At 47.1% G+C, this 15,770-nt stretch carries 9 protein-coding genes; 1 reads left to right on the top strand and 8 read right to left on the bottom strand.

Going from position 1 to position 15,770, the window contains the following annotated elements:
* Positions 1-36: 36 nt before the first annotated feature.
* Positions 37-2,379, bottom strand: a complete 2,343-nt coding sequence (locus B5Z18_RS28805) for a TonB-dependent receptor (protein WP_079473008.1) — start codon at positions 2,377-2,379, stop codon at positions 37-39.
* 122 nt (positions 2,380-2,501) lie between these two features.
* On the opposite strand from B5Z18_RS28805, the gene B5Z18_RS28800 reads away from it, so the two are divergent.
* Positions 2,502-2,858, top strand: coding sequence for a hypothetical protein (locus tag B5Z18_RS28800; protein ID WP_079473007.1), 357 nt, complete (start codon positions 2,502-2,504; stop codon positions 2,856-2,858).
* 70 nt (positions 2,859-2,928) lie between these two features.
* On the opposite strand, the gene B5Z18_RS28795 is transcribed toward B5Z18_RS28800, so the two are convergent.
* From B5Z18_RS28795 to B5Z18_RS28765, 7 genes are all read right to left on the bottom strand, one after another.
* Complete coding sequence (locus B5Z18_RS28795) at positions 2,929-5,361, bottom strand: TonB-dependent receptor (RefSeq protein ID WP_235016054.1); 2,433 nt, start codon at positions 5,359-5,361, stop codon at positions 2,929-2,931.
* Between the two features lie 102 nt (positions 5,362-5,463).
* Positions 5,464-7,353: a sensor histidine kinase gene (locus B5Z18_RS28790; protein ID WP_079473006.1), complete on the bottom strand. Its 1,890-nt coding sequence runs from the start codon at positions 7,351-7,353 to the stop codon at positions 5,464-5,466.
* A gap of 142 nt (positions 7,354-7,495) precedes the next feature.
* Positions 7,496-8,617: an efflux RND transporter periplasmic adaptor subunit gene (locus B5Z18_RS28785; protein ID WP_079473005.1), complete on the bottom strand. Its 1,122-nt coding sequence runs from the start codon at positions 8,615-8,617 to the stop codon at positions 7,496-7,498.
* Between the two features lie 30 nt (positions 8,618-8,647).
* A complete protein-coding gene (locus tag B5Z18_RS28780) occupies positions 8,648-11,920 on the bottom strand; it encodes an efflux RND transporter permease subunit (protein ID WP_079473004.1) in 3,273 nt (1,090 codons plus the stop codon).
* Between the two features lie 53 nt (positions 11,921-11,973).
* A complete protein-coding gene (locus B5Z18_RS28775) occupies positions 11,974-13,356 on the bottom strand; it encodes a TolC family protein (RefSeq protein ID WP_079473003.1) in 1,383 nt (460 codons plus the stop codon).
* Positions 13,357-13,478: 122 nt separating this feature from the next.
* Complete coding sequence (locus B5Z18_RS28770; RefSeq protein ID WP_079473002.1) at positions 13,479-14,789, bottom strand: sensor histidine kinase; 1,311 nt, start codon at positions 14,787-14,789, stop codon at positions 13,479-13,481.
* The gene (locus B5Z18_RS28765; protein WP_079473001.1) at positions 14,786-15,469 is read right to left on the bottom strand and encodes a response regulator transcription factor; all 684 of its coding nucleotides are present in this window, start codon (positions 15,467-15,469) and stop codon (positions 14,786-14,788) included. The genes B5Z18_RS28770 and B5Z18_RS28765 overlap by 4 nt, the downstream gene beginning before the upstream one ends.
* Positions 15,470-15,770: the final 301 nt, after the last annotated feature.

Raw genomic sequence — 15,770 nt, 5'->3', positions numbered from 1 at the left:
TTGCCGGAAGATATACATCCGGCAACCTGCTTTTTTTTAGAATTTTAAAGTGACGCTTGCCAGGAAGTTCACCGGCTTTTGCGCGATACCATTGGTATCCCAGTATTTTTCATCCAGGAGATTATTGCCTTTCAATGCCAGCCGGTATTTCGGTTGATCATAAAATACAGAAGCGCTCAACAGGGTATATCCCGGCAACAGAAAAGTATTGCTGGATTCAAACCAGGAGTCGCTTACATAGTTTCCGCCGGCGCCAAAGCCCAGTCCCTTCATCTTTCCGTAAGGCATATGATAGCTTACCCAGATATTAGCTACATCTTTAGGGCTGCCTACAATCAGCTTTCCCTGTATAGCAGCAGATGCTTTCGTATACCTGTTCTCGTTATGAGCATAACCAGCAACGATATTCAGCCCTGCTACCGGGTTAGCCGCCAATTCCACCTCGTAACCCTTGCTGCGTTGTGTGCCATCCTGGAACATAAACGTTTTTCCATCTACAATTTCCGTGCGGGTTACATTGGTAACATCAATGTTATAATAACTGGCGGAACCGCTTAATTTATTGTCGAGCAGTTCTACCTTGACACCACCTTCCCACTGGTTGCCCTTTTGCGGCTTCAGGTTCAGGATGGTATTATCCGGTTGTACAAGCGGCGCCAGGTTTACAAAACCATTCATATAGTTGGCAAATAAAGATACCTTGTCTTTCCACACCTGGTATACTATCCCCAGCTTGGGCGATAAAGAGGTCTGATTATAATCACCGGCATATTTACCGGTAGCCACCGTGTAAGTTCCGCCGGTAGTGAAGCGATCCACACGCAGGCTCAGCATGGTCATCAGCGCCGGGGTGATGTTTAGTACATCAGACGCGTAAACGCTGTAGCTGTTGGACTTTGTACGGGTAGCAGAAAATCCTTTCTGATAAGACAGGTCATCAATCAAATCAGGATTCAGTTCTTTCACCGGCTGATTTATATTCACCACATCGTAGTTCACCGTAACCCGGTTCAGGCTATTATAATTATAGTTGTAGTCGATGCCAATCACCAGGCGGTTTCTCAATGAAGCAATCCTGAAATCGCCGATGAAATTTTGTTGCAGCTGGATATTACCAAACGTTTCGGGTTTCTGGTTCCTCACGCTGCGCGCCATCGTAGAATCGGTGAGCAGGGTCATGTTGGTCCAGTAGAAATGTTTATAGAAGCCTTCAGAAAACAGGTAGTTGGTTTGGGAAGTCCAGCTGTCCGATATTTTGTATTCGATCTGGCCCTGGATGTTGTTGATGCCATTGCTGATATCCGCTCCATTATTGATGTATGAACGCTTATACCCGATCTTCAGATCTTTAAAGCTTCTGGCGGTCACGTTTTTAAAATCATTTACGGCGTAGGTGCCGGTGGCGAAGTTGCCCCTGGTGATTTCCACGTCTACCAGGAATTTCAACCGGTCGTTCACCTGGTAGGAAAAACTGGGAGCAATGGTATAATTTTTTGCATATCCCTGATCCTGGAAAGAGCCTTCCGTTTGCGCACCGGCATTGAGCCTGAATAGCATGGAGTGGTCTTCATTCAGCGGGGTATTGATATCTGCAGTAAAGCGTGCAAACTCGAAGCTGCCTCCTGTGAAGCTTACGTTTCCGCCAAACTGTTCGTATGGTTTTTTGGTTACATAGTTATAGAGGCCACCGAAAGTGATGTTGCGGTTGCTACCAAACAAAGTACCGGAAGGGCCTTTTATTACTTCAACACGTTCGAGGATAACCGGGTTCAAAGGCACGATGGCGCTTGTAACCATACCGTTCCGCATACCCGTGGCATTGGAAAAACCGCGGATGGTCATACCCTGGGAGCCGCCTACGGCGAAGTTGGGCACTGCACCGGGAATATTCCTGTAAATATCCGTACGCTCGGTGATCAGTTGTTCCTGCATCAGCGCCTTGCCTACTGTTTGGTATACCTGTGGGTTCTCCAGGTTTTTCAGCGGAAGCCGTGCTACCTGGTCCGTATTCTTATCAACAAATTTGTTACGGTTGGTATTAACTACAATTTCCCGCAGCTGCGTATCAGACAGTTCCAGCCGGAGGGATACATTTGTGGTTTGCCCCTTTTCCACGGTTACGTTTTGGGTAAGCGTCTGGTAACCGATCAGTGAAATTTCCAGTTGCCAGTCGCCGGCAGGTACCCGGTGAATGATGAATGTACCATCATTCCCGGTGATGGCATTTCTCGACGTTCCTTTTATCACCACGGTTACCGAGGCGGCGGTTTGATTATCGCTGGTGGTTATTTTTCCTTTAATGGTACCGAAATCAGTTTCTGTATTGGACAAAGCATACAGCGGCAGTAATAAAATCAGGCAGTACAGCAATTTCTTCATGGTTGGATGCGAAAATTTTTGCAAAAATAGAACAAGGAAAACTGCATCGTTTTAACATTCCGGAAAAAAATCTGCTGGAAAAGAAAATTTTGATATTAGCTTAGCGGGCAAAGATCCCTTACATGAAAATTAAGCTTATCAGAAAATTCCTGGAATACGTTTACAATAATTATGTGGGCAATTTTTTAGGATTCGTTATCGGCATGGCGTCTACCCGCCTGGTATCCCACTACTTTACCACCCGCAGCATCCGGAATTTATGGGGACTTACCGCCCATAAAACCGTGGTAGATAAACATACCTACAATACAATGGAATGGACCATCTCAATCGTGATCGGTTTTATTGTGTTTGAAATTGTTTCCAAGTGGCTGAAGAAAAAGCTGAATGAAATATTGCCGAAATATAAATTCACGCAATGGATGGTGGATGCGGAAGAGAAAGCGCCACCGGCCAATAATAATACTACTGCCGCGTAACAAAGAAGGCGGCACAAAAAAGAGGATGTTCAAAAATGAACATCCTCTTTTTTCTTATGTAGTATTGTCTTTAGAACTTATAGGTTACGTTTCCGGAAAAACGTCTGGGCATCTGTGGCTCAATGGTGCTCCAGCCTTTGTAGTATTCTTTATTACCAATGTTATCCAGTTTGAAGGCTACATTGAATTTGTTGGTGTTATAAAACAGGGAACCATTTAACACGGTGTAGGATGGTAAAGTGAATACGCCGGTGGTGAGCCTGTTCAGGATCATGTTTTCGCTGGCATAGTTACCGCCGAAGCCAATACCAAAGCCTTTCACAGGGCCGTTCTGGAATTTGTAGGTTACCCAGAGGTTCGCCAGGTTTTTAGGGCCGGCTTCTTCGGGGCGTCTGCCTTCATAATCTTTATCATCTGTTTTCACGAATTTGCTGTCGTTGTAGCTATAACCTCCGGTGATGTTCAATCCTGCTACCGGGTTAGCCACGATTTCCGCTTCCACGCCACGGCTGGTTCTTTCGCCACCTTGTGTATAGCCGGCTGTAGGGCCTCCGCCTACCTGCATGATGATATCTTTCACTTTAATATCGTAGTAGCTCACAGAACCCGTGATCATGCCACCTAACAGGTTTACTTTCACACCGCCTTCCATTTGATTGGCCTGTTCAGGACGGAAAGTTTGCCAAACATTATCGCTGGCGCGTTGTCTTGGTGCGCTGTTGGTGAAACCGTTCATATAGTTAGCAAAAACAGACAGTGTATTCAGGATGGGTTGGTACACGATACCGAATTTAGGCGACAGGGCGGTTTGTTCGTATTTCTCGTTGGTACCGGCAGTAAGACCACCATTCTTGAAATGATCTACACGCAAACTGGCCATTACAGATAAGCTGGGCAGGATGTTAAATACATCCGACACGTAAGCGCTGTATGTTTCCTGTTTGAGGTTGGAGTTATCTATTGAGGAAGCATTCAGCAATGAATCCGTATGTTGCCTGGAAAGAATGCCGTTGTCGTTACCAGCCATGTTTACCAGGCCGTTCATTACATACCCGGTGCTGTTGCCTTGTGTCTGACGGCTGAAATAATCCAGTCCGGCTACTACCCTGTTACGGAACTGGCCTATCTTAAAGTCGCCCGTAAAGTTCTGCTGGATATCGGTGGTATTGGTACTACCGTTCTGGTAGCTGATATACCGGGCAAAGGTCGGCGAAATGTTAGGGAAACCTGGTATGGCTGAAGAAGCCTCATACAGGTAAGAATAATATCCTTCTGATTTGGCGGTTCCTCTTGATACGATGGTTTGTGAGGTCCAGGTATCGGATAGTTTATAGATTGCCTGCGCCTGGATGCTGCTGGTAGGCGTTTTGATGCTGAGGTTATTGCTGGTATAAGAGCGTTTGTTGTCGTATCCCAATTCCTGCAGGTTCTTTGCAAACAGCGCGGTGCCGCGGTCGAGGAACAGCATAGTTGGATTAGTACTTTCTGTAGAAAGGAATTCGGTGTTCAGCATCAGGGTGAGGCGATCGCTTGCATGGTAAGTAAGCGATGGTGCGATGTAGCGTTTCTTTACGAAGCCGGCATCCTGGAAGCTGTTTTCATCATGATAAGCGCCGGTTACGCGCAGCAGCACTTTGTTATCTTTATCCAGCGGGGTATTGATATCAGCGGTGATGCGATTGAGGCCATAGCCGCCGCCGGTATAGCTGATTTCGCCGCCGAAGTGATCGTAAGGTTTTTTGGTAACCGTGTTGATCAAACCGCCGTAGGAAATTACGGAGCTGCCGTACAGTGTACCGGACGGGCCTTTCACTACTTCAATCCTTTCCACGTTGGCTACATCCAGGCCGCCATTGGTTAAGCCGGGCAGGCCGTTTACCAGCGTAGGTTGTACCGCGAAGCCACGGAGCGAGAAGTAACCTGCGCCATCACCGGCACGACCGGTAGATGACCATAATTTGCTGATACCGGGCGCATTGTTGAGCGCATCTTCGTAGCGGGTTACCACCTGGTCTTTTATCAGTTCGCTGGAGATAACGCTGTATACCTGCGGATTCTCGATATTCTTTAATGGCAGTTTTGCCACGTATTCACTGCTTCTTTTGGTATACTTGTTCCGGGAGGCGGTTACCTCTACTTCATTCAGGTTCTTTTCAGAGATATTCAGCTGAAGATTGATGGTAACGGTTTTATCTTTTTCCACCGTTACCTGCTGACTGGTAGTTTCATATCCTGTGAGAGATACCTGGATGGTATAATTTCCCGGTGTGATGTTACGGAGTAAATAAGTACCGTTATCGTCTGTGAGGGTTGTTTTTTTAGTGCCTTTTAACACTACTACCACGCCTGGCGCCGGCTTATTGTCCGATGTGGTGATGAGTCCTTTGATACTGCCGCCGTTGTCTATTTCTTCGGCGAATGATGTGCCGGATACGATTGTTGACAGGAACAGTAAACACCATGCTGTTCTTTTTAAAAATTCCCTTATCATAGCTTTCTCCATTGTCTGGTTCCTTAAAATTTGCTGGCGCAAAGTTCGGGGAAGGAGGTATGCGGAGGCAGACGGATACGGAATTTGATTTACGCAATCGGGAAAAAATTATCACTAACTGGCTTTTTCTAATACAGGATTACGTTTAGGCAAAGTAACAAAAAACGTTGTGCCGCTGCCAGGCACGCTTTCAAACCAGATGCGGCCTTTATGTGCTTCTACAATTTGCCTGGATATGGCCAGTCCCAGGCCGAAAGATTCTTCGCCGGCAGTGCCTCTCCTCTTCGTTTCTGTAAACATTTGAAATATTTTACCTTGCATTTCAGCAGGAATACCAATCCCATTGTCTTTTACAACAATCTCCACTTCGTCCTGTTTTTCCTCCAGCTGTACGCCAATATTAGCTCCATCGGGGCTGAATTTAATGGCATTGGTAATCAGATTGCTTATTACCCGCCATATCTTTTCCCTGTTCACATACGAGGTTGTATGGGACGCATGCAAATTAATTTTTTGATTTTTTATTCCTGCTTTGAACTGCAGCAGGTCCACACAATAATGAATCAACTGATACATATCTACTGCTTCTTTTTTTAATTCTTCTGCGCGGCTGTTTATCAGTAAAAGATCTGAGGTCAGCTCCAGCGAGTTCTCTCCCGCAGTTTTGATAAGGTTCAGCATCATCTCATCATCCTCAGAGCGCGGCGCTTCCTGCAGCAGCAGTGTAGCGATGGAGGTCATAGCGCCAATGGGGCTGCGGAGATCGTGGGCTACTATTCTCATTATCCTTGTGTTTTCCTCCTGGCTTTGCTCCAGCACGGAGAGCGTTGTTTGCAGGTTGTTATTCTGCTCGGATATTTTCTGATTCAAACGGTGTAATACACGGTATTGCCGGTAAATAAAAGCTACCAGCAATGCGCTGACACCACATAAGGCGATTAACAGCCAGATTTTCGCTTGGTTGTTACGGTTGCTGATTTCCAGTAGTTTATTATCCTCCTCTACCATATTATATTTAACATAGTCGCCGATGAAATTTTTCAGGTTTTCGTTTTCTTTTGTAAGCGCTTCTTCCAGTACCCCGTGCGCCTGGTCGATCTTTGCGGCATTGCCGGTTAAGCGGGTAGTCTCCAAAATTGCACGGGACGCTGGTATCATCATATTCATATAGCCCGATTCTTTTACCAGCTGGTAAGCCTGCTGATAGTATTTCAGCGCACTGTCTGCATTATTCTTATGGTAATCGCCCAGTGAGACCAGGCTATTCATTTCAAGGAGTTCCATACTTATAGCCCTGGACTTGTGCAGGGTTTCCTCAATTAATGGCAGTGCCTCCTCCCTGTGGCCCTGTTGAAGCAGACGGGTTGCCTGTATCTGCATAACAAGAATGGGGATCCATTCCATTTTATACCGGCGGGCAATTGCTGATGATTTGCCCAGGTAATAGCTGGCGCTATCATTGTTGTGCAACGGGGTAAACATACAATAGTTAACATAGAGTAAACTCAGGATACTGTCCTGCTTTAGATGTTCACCCGCCTTCATGGCTTGCCGGAAGAATGATTCAGATTTTATGCTATCAGGTATTACTGCATATACCAGCGCCATATTCATGAGTACCTGGACAATATTGGAGGTATCGTTCAGTTGCCGGTAACCGGTAAGTGCCCCGCTATACACTGCCAGTGCTTCCCTGTATAGTCCTCTACAGCTGAAGGCTGTACCGATAACGTTATCCGCATCTATTTCGCCTTTAGCATAATGCAGCCTGCCGGCGAGCGCCTTTGCTTTCATCCCGTAATAAAAACAACTGTCGATACTTTTAGCCTGGTAAAGCAGCCCAACGCGATTCATGCCATCCACCAGTTTGATGCTGTCACGGATAGAGGAAAGCCGCGCCTGTTCTTCCCATATCAAAGCAGACTGGCCAGAGGCTTTAGGATATTGGAGGAAAAATAGCGCAACAACCAGCAGGAGTATGGTTAATTTTGCAGGTGTATTCATGTTATGGGGAAAAAATTCATATATACAATTTACACTTTTTTTTAAGTAATTTATTGAGAAGGGCTTTCGGCCTATATGCGGGCAGCCATAAAAAAAAGCCACCCCCTTGCGGGAATGACTTTTCTCTTCATCCACTATCTATCTACTTAACTTTTACATTTGGAGCGGGCGCATCATTCCGTACTTCTTCAGTGGCGGTAGCCACCAATGTATCACCAACGTTCAGTTCCCCAAACACTTCGGTTTTGCCGTTTTCACTGCGACCTGTAGTTACCGGTACCCATTTTGTTTTCTTGTCCTGTATTTTCACCACGAATACGCCGGTGGTAGAATTGAGTACTGCAGAAGAAGGTACCACGAAGTTGCTGGCGTTGCCGGTGAGCGGAATGGCTACTTCTGCCACCATACCGGGCAACAACGATTTATCATTATTGGCTACATCAATTTCAATATGCTGGGAACGGAGCTTGCGGTCCAGCGCGCCTGCGAGGCGGATCACCTTTCCTTTAAACTCTTTGTTGTTCAGGGATCTTACTTTAAAAGCCACTTCACTCTGGTTAGTGAGGTAGCTCGTATAGGCTTCCGGTACGCTTACCACCAGCCTGAGTTTCTTTTGCTCCTGTAAAGTGAAGATGGGCATTTCAGAACCCTTTCCGGAAGGGCCCACATAAGCGCCGGCGCTTACATTACGCGCGGTGATCACCCCGCTGAAAGGCGCGCGGATCTCAAGGTAGTTGCGGTTATCGCCTACTTCGCGGTGTGCGGCTTTGGCGGCGTCGAGCTGGGCCTGGTCGGATTTCTGGCGGGCAAAGGCCAGGTCCAGGTCATTCTGTGAAACGGTACCGGGGGTTTTGCTGGTTTCGAGCAGGCGGTCGTATGTAGCCTTGCTTGATAAATAGATGGCCTCCTGCGACTTTAACCTGGACTCTGCACCGGAAAGCTGTGAATTGATTTCAGGCGCTTCCATAGTGGCCAGCAGCTGACCGGCAGATACTTCACTGCCCACGTCTACACTCATCTTCTTAATAAAACTGCTCACTTTGGCATAAAGATCTACCTGCTGGAAAGCGATCAGCTCCCCGGGGATTTGTATAGAGGAAGACAAGCTGCCCTGGGTCAGGGAGAAAACTTCAACAGCAGGCGCTGCTGCAATGGCGGATGTTTCTTTCCCCTCTTTGGCGCCGGAGGTACTGCAACTGTACAGTCCTGCGATGATCACCATTGCTGACAATAAAGGAAATGTAATACGGAAACCGCTGTTCATAAAATATATTTTAATAGAATTAGATAATGGTCAGGCTTTTTCGTCTGATGGGATATAGTGAATACTTTCTTCGTCTCTTGGATGCAATGATACGCTTTGTGTACCTGCTTTACCTTGTCCCCATGCAAACGCAAGCGGCAAAATAAACAGTGCGGCAAAGGTGGAAGCTATCAGTCCGCCTACTACTGCCCTTCCCAATGGCGACGACTGATCACCGGCCTCACCCAGTCCGCTGGCCATAGGAATCATACCTACCACCATGGCGAGGGCTGTCATCAGGATAGGCCGCAAACGCAATGCCGCTGCTTCTGTGGCAGACAAGAGCGCATCGCCGTTATGCTTGCGCAGCTGCTCTGCATTTGTAATCAGCAATACCGCGTTGGAAATAGATACCCCTACCGACATAATCATACCCATGTAAGATTGCAGGTTCAAAGTAGAACGGCACAACATCAGCAACACCAGTGATCCCAGCAATACCGCCGGCACGGTGGCCAGTACTACAGCAGATACTTTGAACGACTGGAAGTTGGCGGCCAGCATCAGGAAAATCACCACGATAGCTACCAGCAATCCACTCTGCAAACTATCCAGCGTATCGGTGAGCGTATTGCTTAACCCGATCAGGTCCACGTTCAGGCCACGCGGCAGCGTTCCCAACCCGGCAATGGCTTTCTTTACATCCTTTGCCGCCGAACCAAGATCGGTATTATTCAGGTTAGCCGTTACCGTTAGTGTGGGCATCGCGCCGAGATTATCTACTTCACCATAAGTGGTATCTACCGACATGGTAGCCACATCACTCAGCAACGGGCGGGAGTTATTTCTCAGCAGCGGAATTTCACCAATCTGTTCTTTGCTGTTCATCTTACTTTCCGGTACCTGTACCTGTACGTTATAACTCAAACCGGCTTTTTCATCTACCCATATATTCTTTTCCGTTAACCTGGAAGAAGAAGTAGACGCCACGAGTGAACGGGAAATGTCGTTCATATCCACGCCCAGCTGCGCCGCCCGGATACGGTCTATATTTACATTGATAGAAGGGTACTTAATAGATTGTCCTATTTGTACGTCGCGGAGGTAAGGCAGCTTATTTAATTCCGCAATCAGTTTCTGTGCATATTGCTCACCCAGTTTACGGTCACGACCTGCGAACCTTACTTCAATGGGTGTTGGTGAGCCCTGGCTAAGGATCTTATCCGTTAGTTCTATAGGTTCAAAAGAAAGTTTCATCGTTGGATCAATCATCTTTGCCTTCTCCCGGATCTTATCTTTTAACTCATCCAGGTTGGTGTGATAATGTTCGCTGAGTGATACCTGTAATACTGATTCGTGCGGGCCTGCCATCCAGAGGAAGATAGGCGCCGTGGAAAACAGCTGCGGGTGCATGCCGATGTAGGCCGAAGTAATGGATACATTTTCTTTTCCCACGATCTGGTTAATACCATCCAGCAATTTGATGGTTTGTTGTTCCGTACGTTCAATACGGGTACCATCCGGCACGCGCATTCTTACCTGGAACTGGCTGCCGTTCACCTTTGGCAGTACATCACGGCCAATGTTGGCGAGCAGCAATACCACGATCCCGCAAACCACCATCAGGTAACCAATCACAATAGGTTTACGGTAAGGCATCATCCTTTTGATAAAGCGCAGGTAGCGGTTTCTCAGTTGTTCGAAGCGGCTGATTTTTCCGTTGCCATTAAAGTCTCCGCGCTCTACCAATACTTTTTTCTGTTCCCAGGTGTCTTTCTCCCCGGAAAGGCCAGCAGCTGCAAATTCCTCCGCGTCGGTCATCTCCCCTCCGTCTGCTTTCTTGTGATGTTTTACTTTCATCACCCAGTTGGCCATGATAGGCACAAATGTTTGTGCCAGGAAGTAAGAGATAATCATGCTGAATCCTATAGCCAAAGCCAGCGGCAGGAACAGGGAGCCGGGGATACCGCCCATTGTAAAGGCCGGCGCAAATACCGCGAGGATACAGAACAGGATCAGTAATTTAGGGAATGCAATTTCCTGGCAGGCATCCCAGATAGCCAGCGCTTTGGGTTTCCCCATATCCAGGTGCTGGTGTATATTTTCTATGGTCACCGTACTTTCATCCACCAGGATACCGATGGCCAGCGCCAATCCGCTCAGCGTCATGATATTGATGGTTTGCCCGAACAGGCTCAGGAAAAGTACTGCTGAAATAATGGAGGTGGGAATGGTGAGAATCACAATCATTGCACCGCGTGGATCGCCCAGGAACAACAGCACCATCAAACCCGTGAGGATAGCGCCGATGGTACCTTCTGTAAGCAAACTTTTTACGGAGTTGATTACGTAGGTCGACTGGTCAAACTCATAGCTCAGTTTCACATCTTCCGGCAACTGCGCCTGCATTTTCGGCAATGATTTCTTCAGGTTCTGCACTACTTCCCAGGTAGAGGCATCCGCGCCTTTGGCGATGCTCAGGTATACTGAGCGACGGCCGTTTACCAGCGCATAACCAGCTGTAACATCGGCGCCGTCTTCTACAGTAGCTACATCTCTCAGGTAAAGATTTTGTACATCTCCCTTAAACAAGGGAATATTTTCAAAATCTTTTACGTTACGGATCGTAGTGTTGGCGGGTGTGATATAGTTATTATTGCCGATACGCACGTTACCGGAAGGAGCGGTTTGGTTATTGAGACGCATGGCTTCCACCAGTTGATCCGGTGTCATATTATGCTGACGGAGCAGTTCAGGATCGGCTTTGATCACCACGGTACGCATGTTACCACCAAATGGCGTGGAGCCTATCAGCCCCGGAATGGAGGTAAAGGAAGAACGTACGTACACGTTCGCCATATCCAGCAATTCGTTGTTGGAGCGTTTATCACTGCTCAATACCAGTTGGCCTACCGGTAAGGTAGAAGCATCAAAGCGGATAATAAACGGCGGGTTGGAACCAGGCGGAAAAATGGCCTGGATCCTGTTGGAAAAGGCGCTCACTTCAGCGGCTGCCTGCGCCATATTGGTGCCAGGGTAAAAGTTGATCTTCATCAGCGTAAGCCCCTGGATATTTTTTGTTTCTATACTTTTAACACCGTTTACAAACAGGAATATGTTGATATATTGTTTGGCAAAGAAAGATTCCATTTGTTTGGGAGTATATCCCCCAAAAGGGTGCGACACATAGATCACCGGCATGTCCAGCTTCGGGAAGATGTCAATCTTAATCGTATTGACTGCTTTGATCCCGAAGAAGAACAGGCCGGCAACAAGTACCAGGATGGTAATAGGTTTTTTTAATGCAAAACTGATTAAGTTCATGGTAATGAAGTGTTGATAAATAAAGCCATCAATGGCGTCCGTTTAACGAAAAGCTAATTTTCAAAGATGCTGAAGTCCCCTACTGCGGCGGCTTTCAGCAATAGCGCCTGCCATACATTACTATATGCAATATCCTTGTCTGTTTCTGCCCTGATCAATGCGTACAGCGCCTGTGTTACATCTACCAGGTTGGTCAGTCCGTTTTTATACAATACTGATTTCTGGAGATAGGCATCTGAAGCGGCTTTCACCTGTACGGGCGATTCCAGGTAGTTATCCAGTGCGTTTTTGATTTTTATATCAGAGAGGTTCAGCTGTGCGCGGATCTGCTGGTCTGCCAGGTTGTATTCGTCCTGTAAGCCCTGGCTGATGAGCTGTTGCGACCTTACCTGCCGCGAAATGCGGAAGGGCTGTGTAATATTCCAGGTAACGCCTACACCGAGCAGGTAGTTGGTGCGGGTAGGTTTTATACCGTCCCAGTAGTTATGCGTAAAGTCTGTTTGATCGGTAGCGTAGCCGCTGTTAAACCCGGAGCCTCTTGTCTGTAATACGCCGACCAGCGTAAACGCCGGGTAATAAAAGGTTTTAGCATACTTTGCCTGTTCATCGCTGAGGGCGATCCTGCTTTTGTACCATTGCAGCAGCGGGTGATTTTCCGGGGAAAATGTTTGCTGCGGCAGTGCCGGGATGCGGGCTACATAAGAGGTATCCAGTGTAAATTCCCGGGGGCTGATGCCCAGCAATTGTGCCAGTTCATTGCTTTGTGTTTGTTCAAAATCCCTTGCTTTGGTGAGGGCAATTTTTGCGTTGGAGTATTCCGCGTTGGCCTGTGAGGAGTCAACTCCCGCTATCAGTCCGTTTTTCACGCGGGTAACCACTACCCTTCTGATGGTATCTGCACGTTCCAGGTTTTCCTGGTAGGAGCGCGTGAGTTGCTGCGCTGCTACGAGATTTAAATAAGTGGCCGCCACTTTTATTTTGTGCTTAAAAATCTCCTGTTGCCAGTCTTTATCGTTCTGAGCGGCGGCCGCTAATGCTGTTTTAACTTTTTCCTTTGCCCTGCCGAAAGCAAAGAAGTCCCAGTTGATATTAGTAAGGTATAATGCGCCGAAAGCGGCATTCCAGTTCTGATGATCGAGTGGTAAGCCGGAGGAAGCCACGCTTAAGCCTCCGAAGCCATACAGGGGGCCGTTCTGGCCGTTTACGGTACCATAGTCCTGCTGTGCTGCCACATTGAAATTAGGCAGGTAATCGCGGCGCGCCTGGGACACCTGTTCCCTGGAAGCTGCGGTGTAGCTGGCTTTGGCACGGATAGTTCCATAGTTGGCAATGGCCGTGTCAATAGCCTGCTTTAAGGTAAATACCTGTTGTGCATATAAATTGTAGCCTGAAAACAGGGATACAACCGCCAACAGCAAATATTTCTTACTCCACATGAATAAATAGATTTTACGGTTGAAATGTCCTGAAGGATATTCAACTGCAAAATTTCTGTATCATTTTGAAGTAAACTTGAAGGAAAGTGGAAATATGGATTTTTTTTTTGTGAGATGGACAATTAAACGGCTACTGCGGCCGCTGCGGGCAAGGCATCGCTGTTTACTGTCTGTTTTTTGTAAAAACACACCTGTATTTTATGCCATCCATCGGCATAGTTGTAATCCACATCATAGCCGTTCACCTCGCAGATCTGTTTTACGATGGCCAGTCCGAGCCCGATGCTGTCGTTGCTCTGGTTACTTTTCTTAAACCGCTGGAACAGTTCACACGTAGGGATTTGCGGCGGTATGCCGGTGTTGCTGATGCTCAGCTCCCGGTGGGTGAGCAACATCTTTATTTGTCCGCCGTCACGGTTATGCCGGATGGCATTGCTCAACAAGTTGCTGATGAGCATTTCGGCAAGGGCCGGGTGAATATTGAGCGGAATATTTTTATCGAGATTAGTAGTGAGGGCAATTTCGCGCATGCTGATCCAGTCATCATAAGTGGCAATCACATCTTTTACCACGCGGCAAAACTTGAGGCTTTCCGTTACTTTAAACTCCTGGTTTTCCAGCTTGGTGAGCAGGATGAGAGAGCGGTTGATATGCGACAGCTTTTCAATGGCATTCTGCATATCCCCTATCAGCGCGGCCTGCACGCCATCTATATTGGTTTCAGATAACAGTTCTATTTTGCTGCGGATCACGGCCAGCGGTGTTTGTAATTCGTGCGATGCGTTTTCGCTGAATTCTTTTACGGCGGCGTAATCTTCCATTGCTTTATCGGTCATTTTGCCGAGGAATACATTCAGTTCTTTAAATTCGGTGGTGCTGGTTTCCGGCAGCTGCAGTTTATTCTTTTGTTTCAGGTCGAAGCTGTGAATGGCTTTCATGGTGCGGCGCAGCGGGGAAAATATTTTCCCGGAAAGCAACCTTGCGGTAACGGATACCGCGAAGATCATGAGCAGCATTTTCCATACTACGGTGCTGAGCATACCACGGAATATTTCTTCCGACTTGATCACATAATTATAGGAGGATATTTTATATTGCTGGTCGCCGATTTTGTACCAGGAGTCTACCGTGATGCGGCATTCCTTCTTCCCAAGATCTTCTGCTATAAAATTGTCTTTTGTTACAAGCACTTTCTTTTCCGGCAGCGGGCCTGCTACAGTAGTAATAGCAATGGGGCGGCCGTGGGTGTAGCGGTCGGGCTTTTCGCCGGCCATCATTTGTTGTGCCACGCGGTCGTTCACGGCGGTCATGCGGGCCACTTCTGCTTCATCGAGATGTTTCTTGATATTATTACGCGATATCACCATTGTAACCGGTGTTATCAGGAATACGATCCCTATAAACCAGAGTGTTATTTTATTAAGCAGCTTCATGTTTTGGAGGTATTAAATTTGTACCCTAATCCATAAACCGTTTCTATATAGTCTACTCCTTCTGCGGCGCTGATCTTTTTTCTCAGATTTTTTACGTGCTGGTAAACGAAGTCGAAGTTAGCCAGGTTATCGGTATAGTCTCCCCAGAGGTGAGCGGCGATGGCCTGTCGTGACAGTACACGGTTCTTATTTACCACAAAATACAACAACAGGTCGAATTCCTTGCGTGTTACATCCAGGAGGGAGTTATTAATAAGTGCCTCCATTGTGTCGGTATTGAGTTCTATTTCGTTAAAAACAACGAGGTTATTGCCGTCCAGCTTCTTGCGGCGGTAGATAGCCCTCAGGCGGGCATGCAGCTCCGGCAGGTGGAAAGGCTTGGTAACATAGTCGTCCGCACCGCGTTCGAGGCCATTTACTTTATCGTCGAGGGCATCTTTCGCGGAAATGATCAGTACCCCGCTGCTGATATTCTCCTGGCGGATAAAATTGAGGAGTTCCATGCCATTGCCATCCGGCAGCATGATATCCAGCAGGATACAGTCGTAAGTGAAAAGAGAAAGCTTTTCCCGGGCTGTTTCCACATCATAAGCCAGTTCGCTGATATACTTTTCCCCGTTGAGGTAATCGGAAATACCGCTGGCCAGTTCCTTGTTATCTTCTACAATCAATACTTTCATAAAAACACACCTGGGTGCAAAGTGCGGAGTAAATTTATAGCAAATTTGAAGTTTTAGCGGATTTTGTCTTTAGCGGATTTTGTCTTTCCCCGGATTACGCTGATTTTGCTGATTTTACTTTTTCTTTTGGAGATGGGGTGTTGAAAGATACGCCTGGAGATGATATAGGCTATACTTTGCACATGCTTAGGAGATACATTGAACATGCCTTTGACATGGAGAGAACGTGGAGGTGATGTGGAGGGGATGTGGACTTGATCGGTAACGTATTGGGTATCAATGTGCTATACAGAGTCCGCTT

The sequence above is a fragment of the Chitinophaga ginsengisegetis genome, assembly GCF_900168065.1.
Taxonomy (GTDB): domain Bacteria; phylum Bacteroidota; class Bacteroidia; order Chitinophagales; family Chitinophagaceae; genus Chitinophaga; species Chitinophaga ginsengisegetis.
This window is presented reverse-complemented; position numbering and strand designations above follow the sequence as displayed.

Coding starts and splice junctions, on each gene's coding strand:
- B5Z18_RS28805 (WP_079473008.1), bottom strand. CDS start 2,379: ATGAAGAAATTGCTGTACTGCCTGATTTTATTACTGCCGCTGTATGCT.
- B5Z18_RS28800 (WP_079473007.1), top strand. CDS start 2,502: ATGAAAATTAAGCTTATCAGAAAATTCCTGGAATACGTTTACAATAAT.
- B5Z18_RS28795 (WP_235016054.1), bottom strand. CDS start 5,361: ATGGAGAAAGCTATGATAAGGGAATTTTTAAAAAGAACAGCATGGTGT.
- B5Z18_RS28790 (WP_079473006.1), bottom strand. CDS start 7,353: ATGAATACACCTGCAAAATTAACCATACTCCTGCTGGTTGTTGCGCTA.
- B5Z18_RS28785 (WP_079473005.1), bottom strand. CDS start 8,617: ATGAACAGCGGTTTCCGTATTACATTTCCTTTATTGTCAGCAATGGTG.
- B5Z18_RS28780 (WP_079473004.1), bottom strand. CDS start 11,920: ATGAACTTAATCAGTTTTGCATTAAAAAAACCTATTACCATCCTGGTA.
- B5Z18_RS28775 (WP_079473003.1), bottom strand. CDS start 13,356: ATGTGGAGTAAGAAATATTTGCTGTTGGCGGTTGTATCCCTGTTTTCA.
- B5Z18_RS28770 (WP_079473002.1), bottom strand. CDS start 14,789: ATGAAGCTGCTTAATAAAATAACACTCTGGTTTATAGGGATCGTATTC.
- B5Z18_RS28765 (WP_079473001.1), bottom strand. CDS start 15,469: ATGAAAGTATTGATTGTAGAAGATAACAAGGAACTGGCCAGCGGTATT.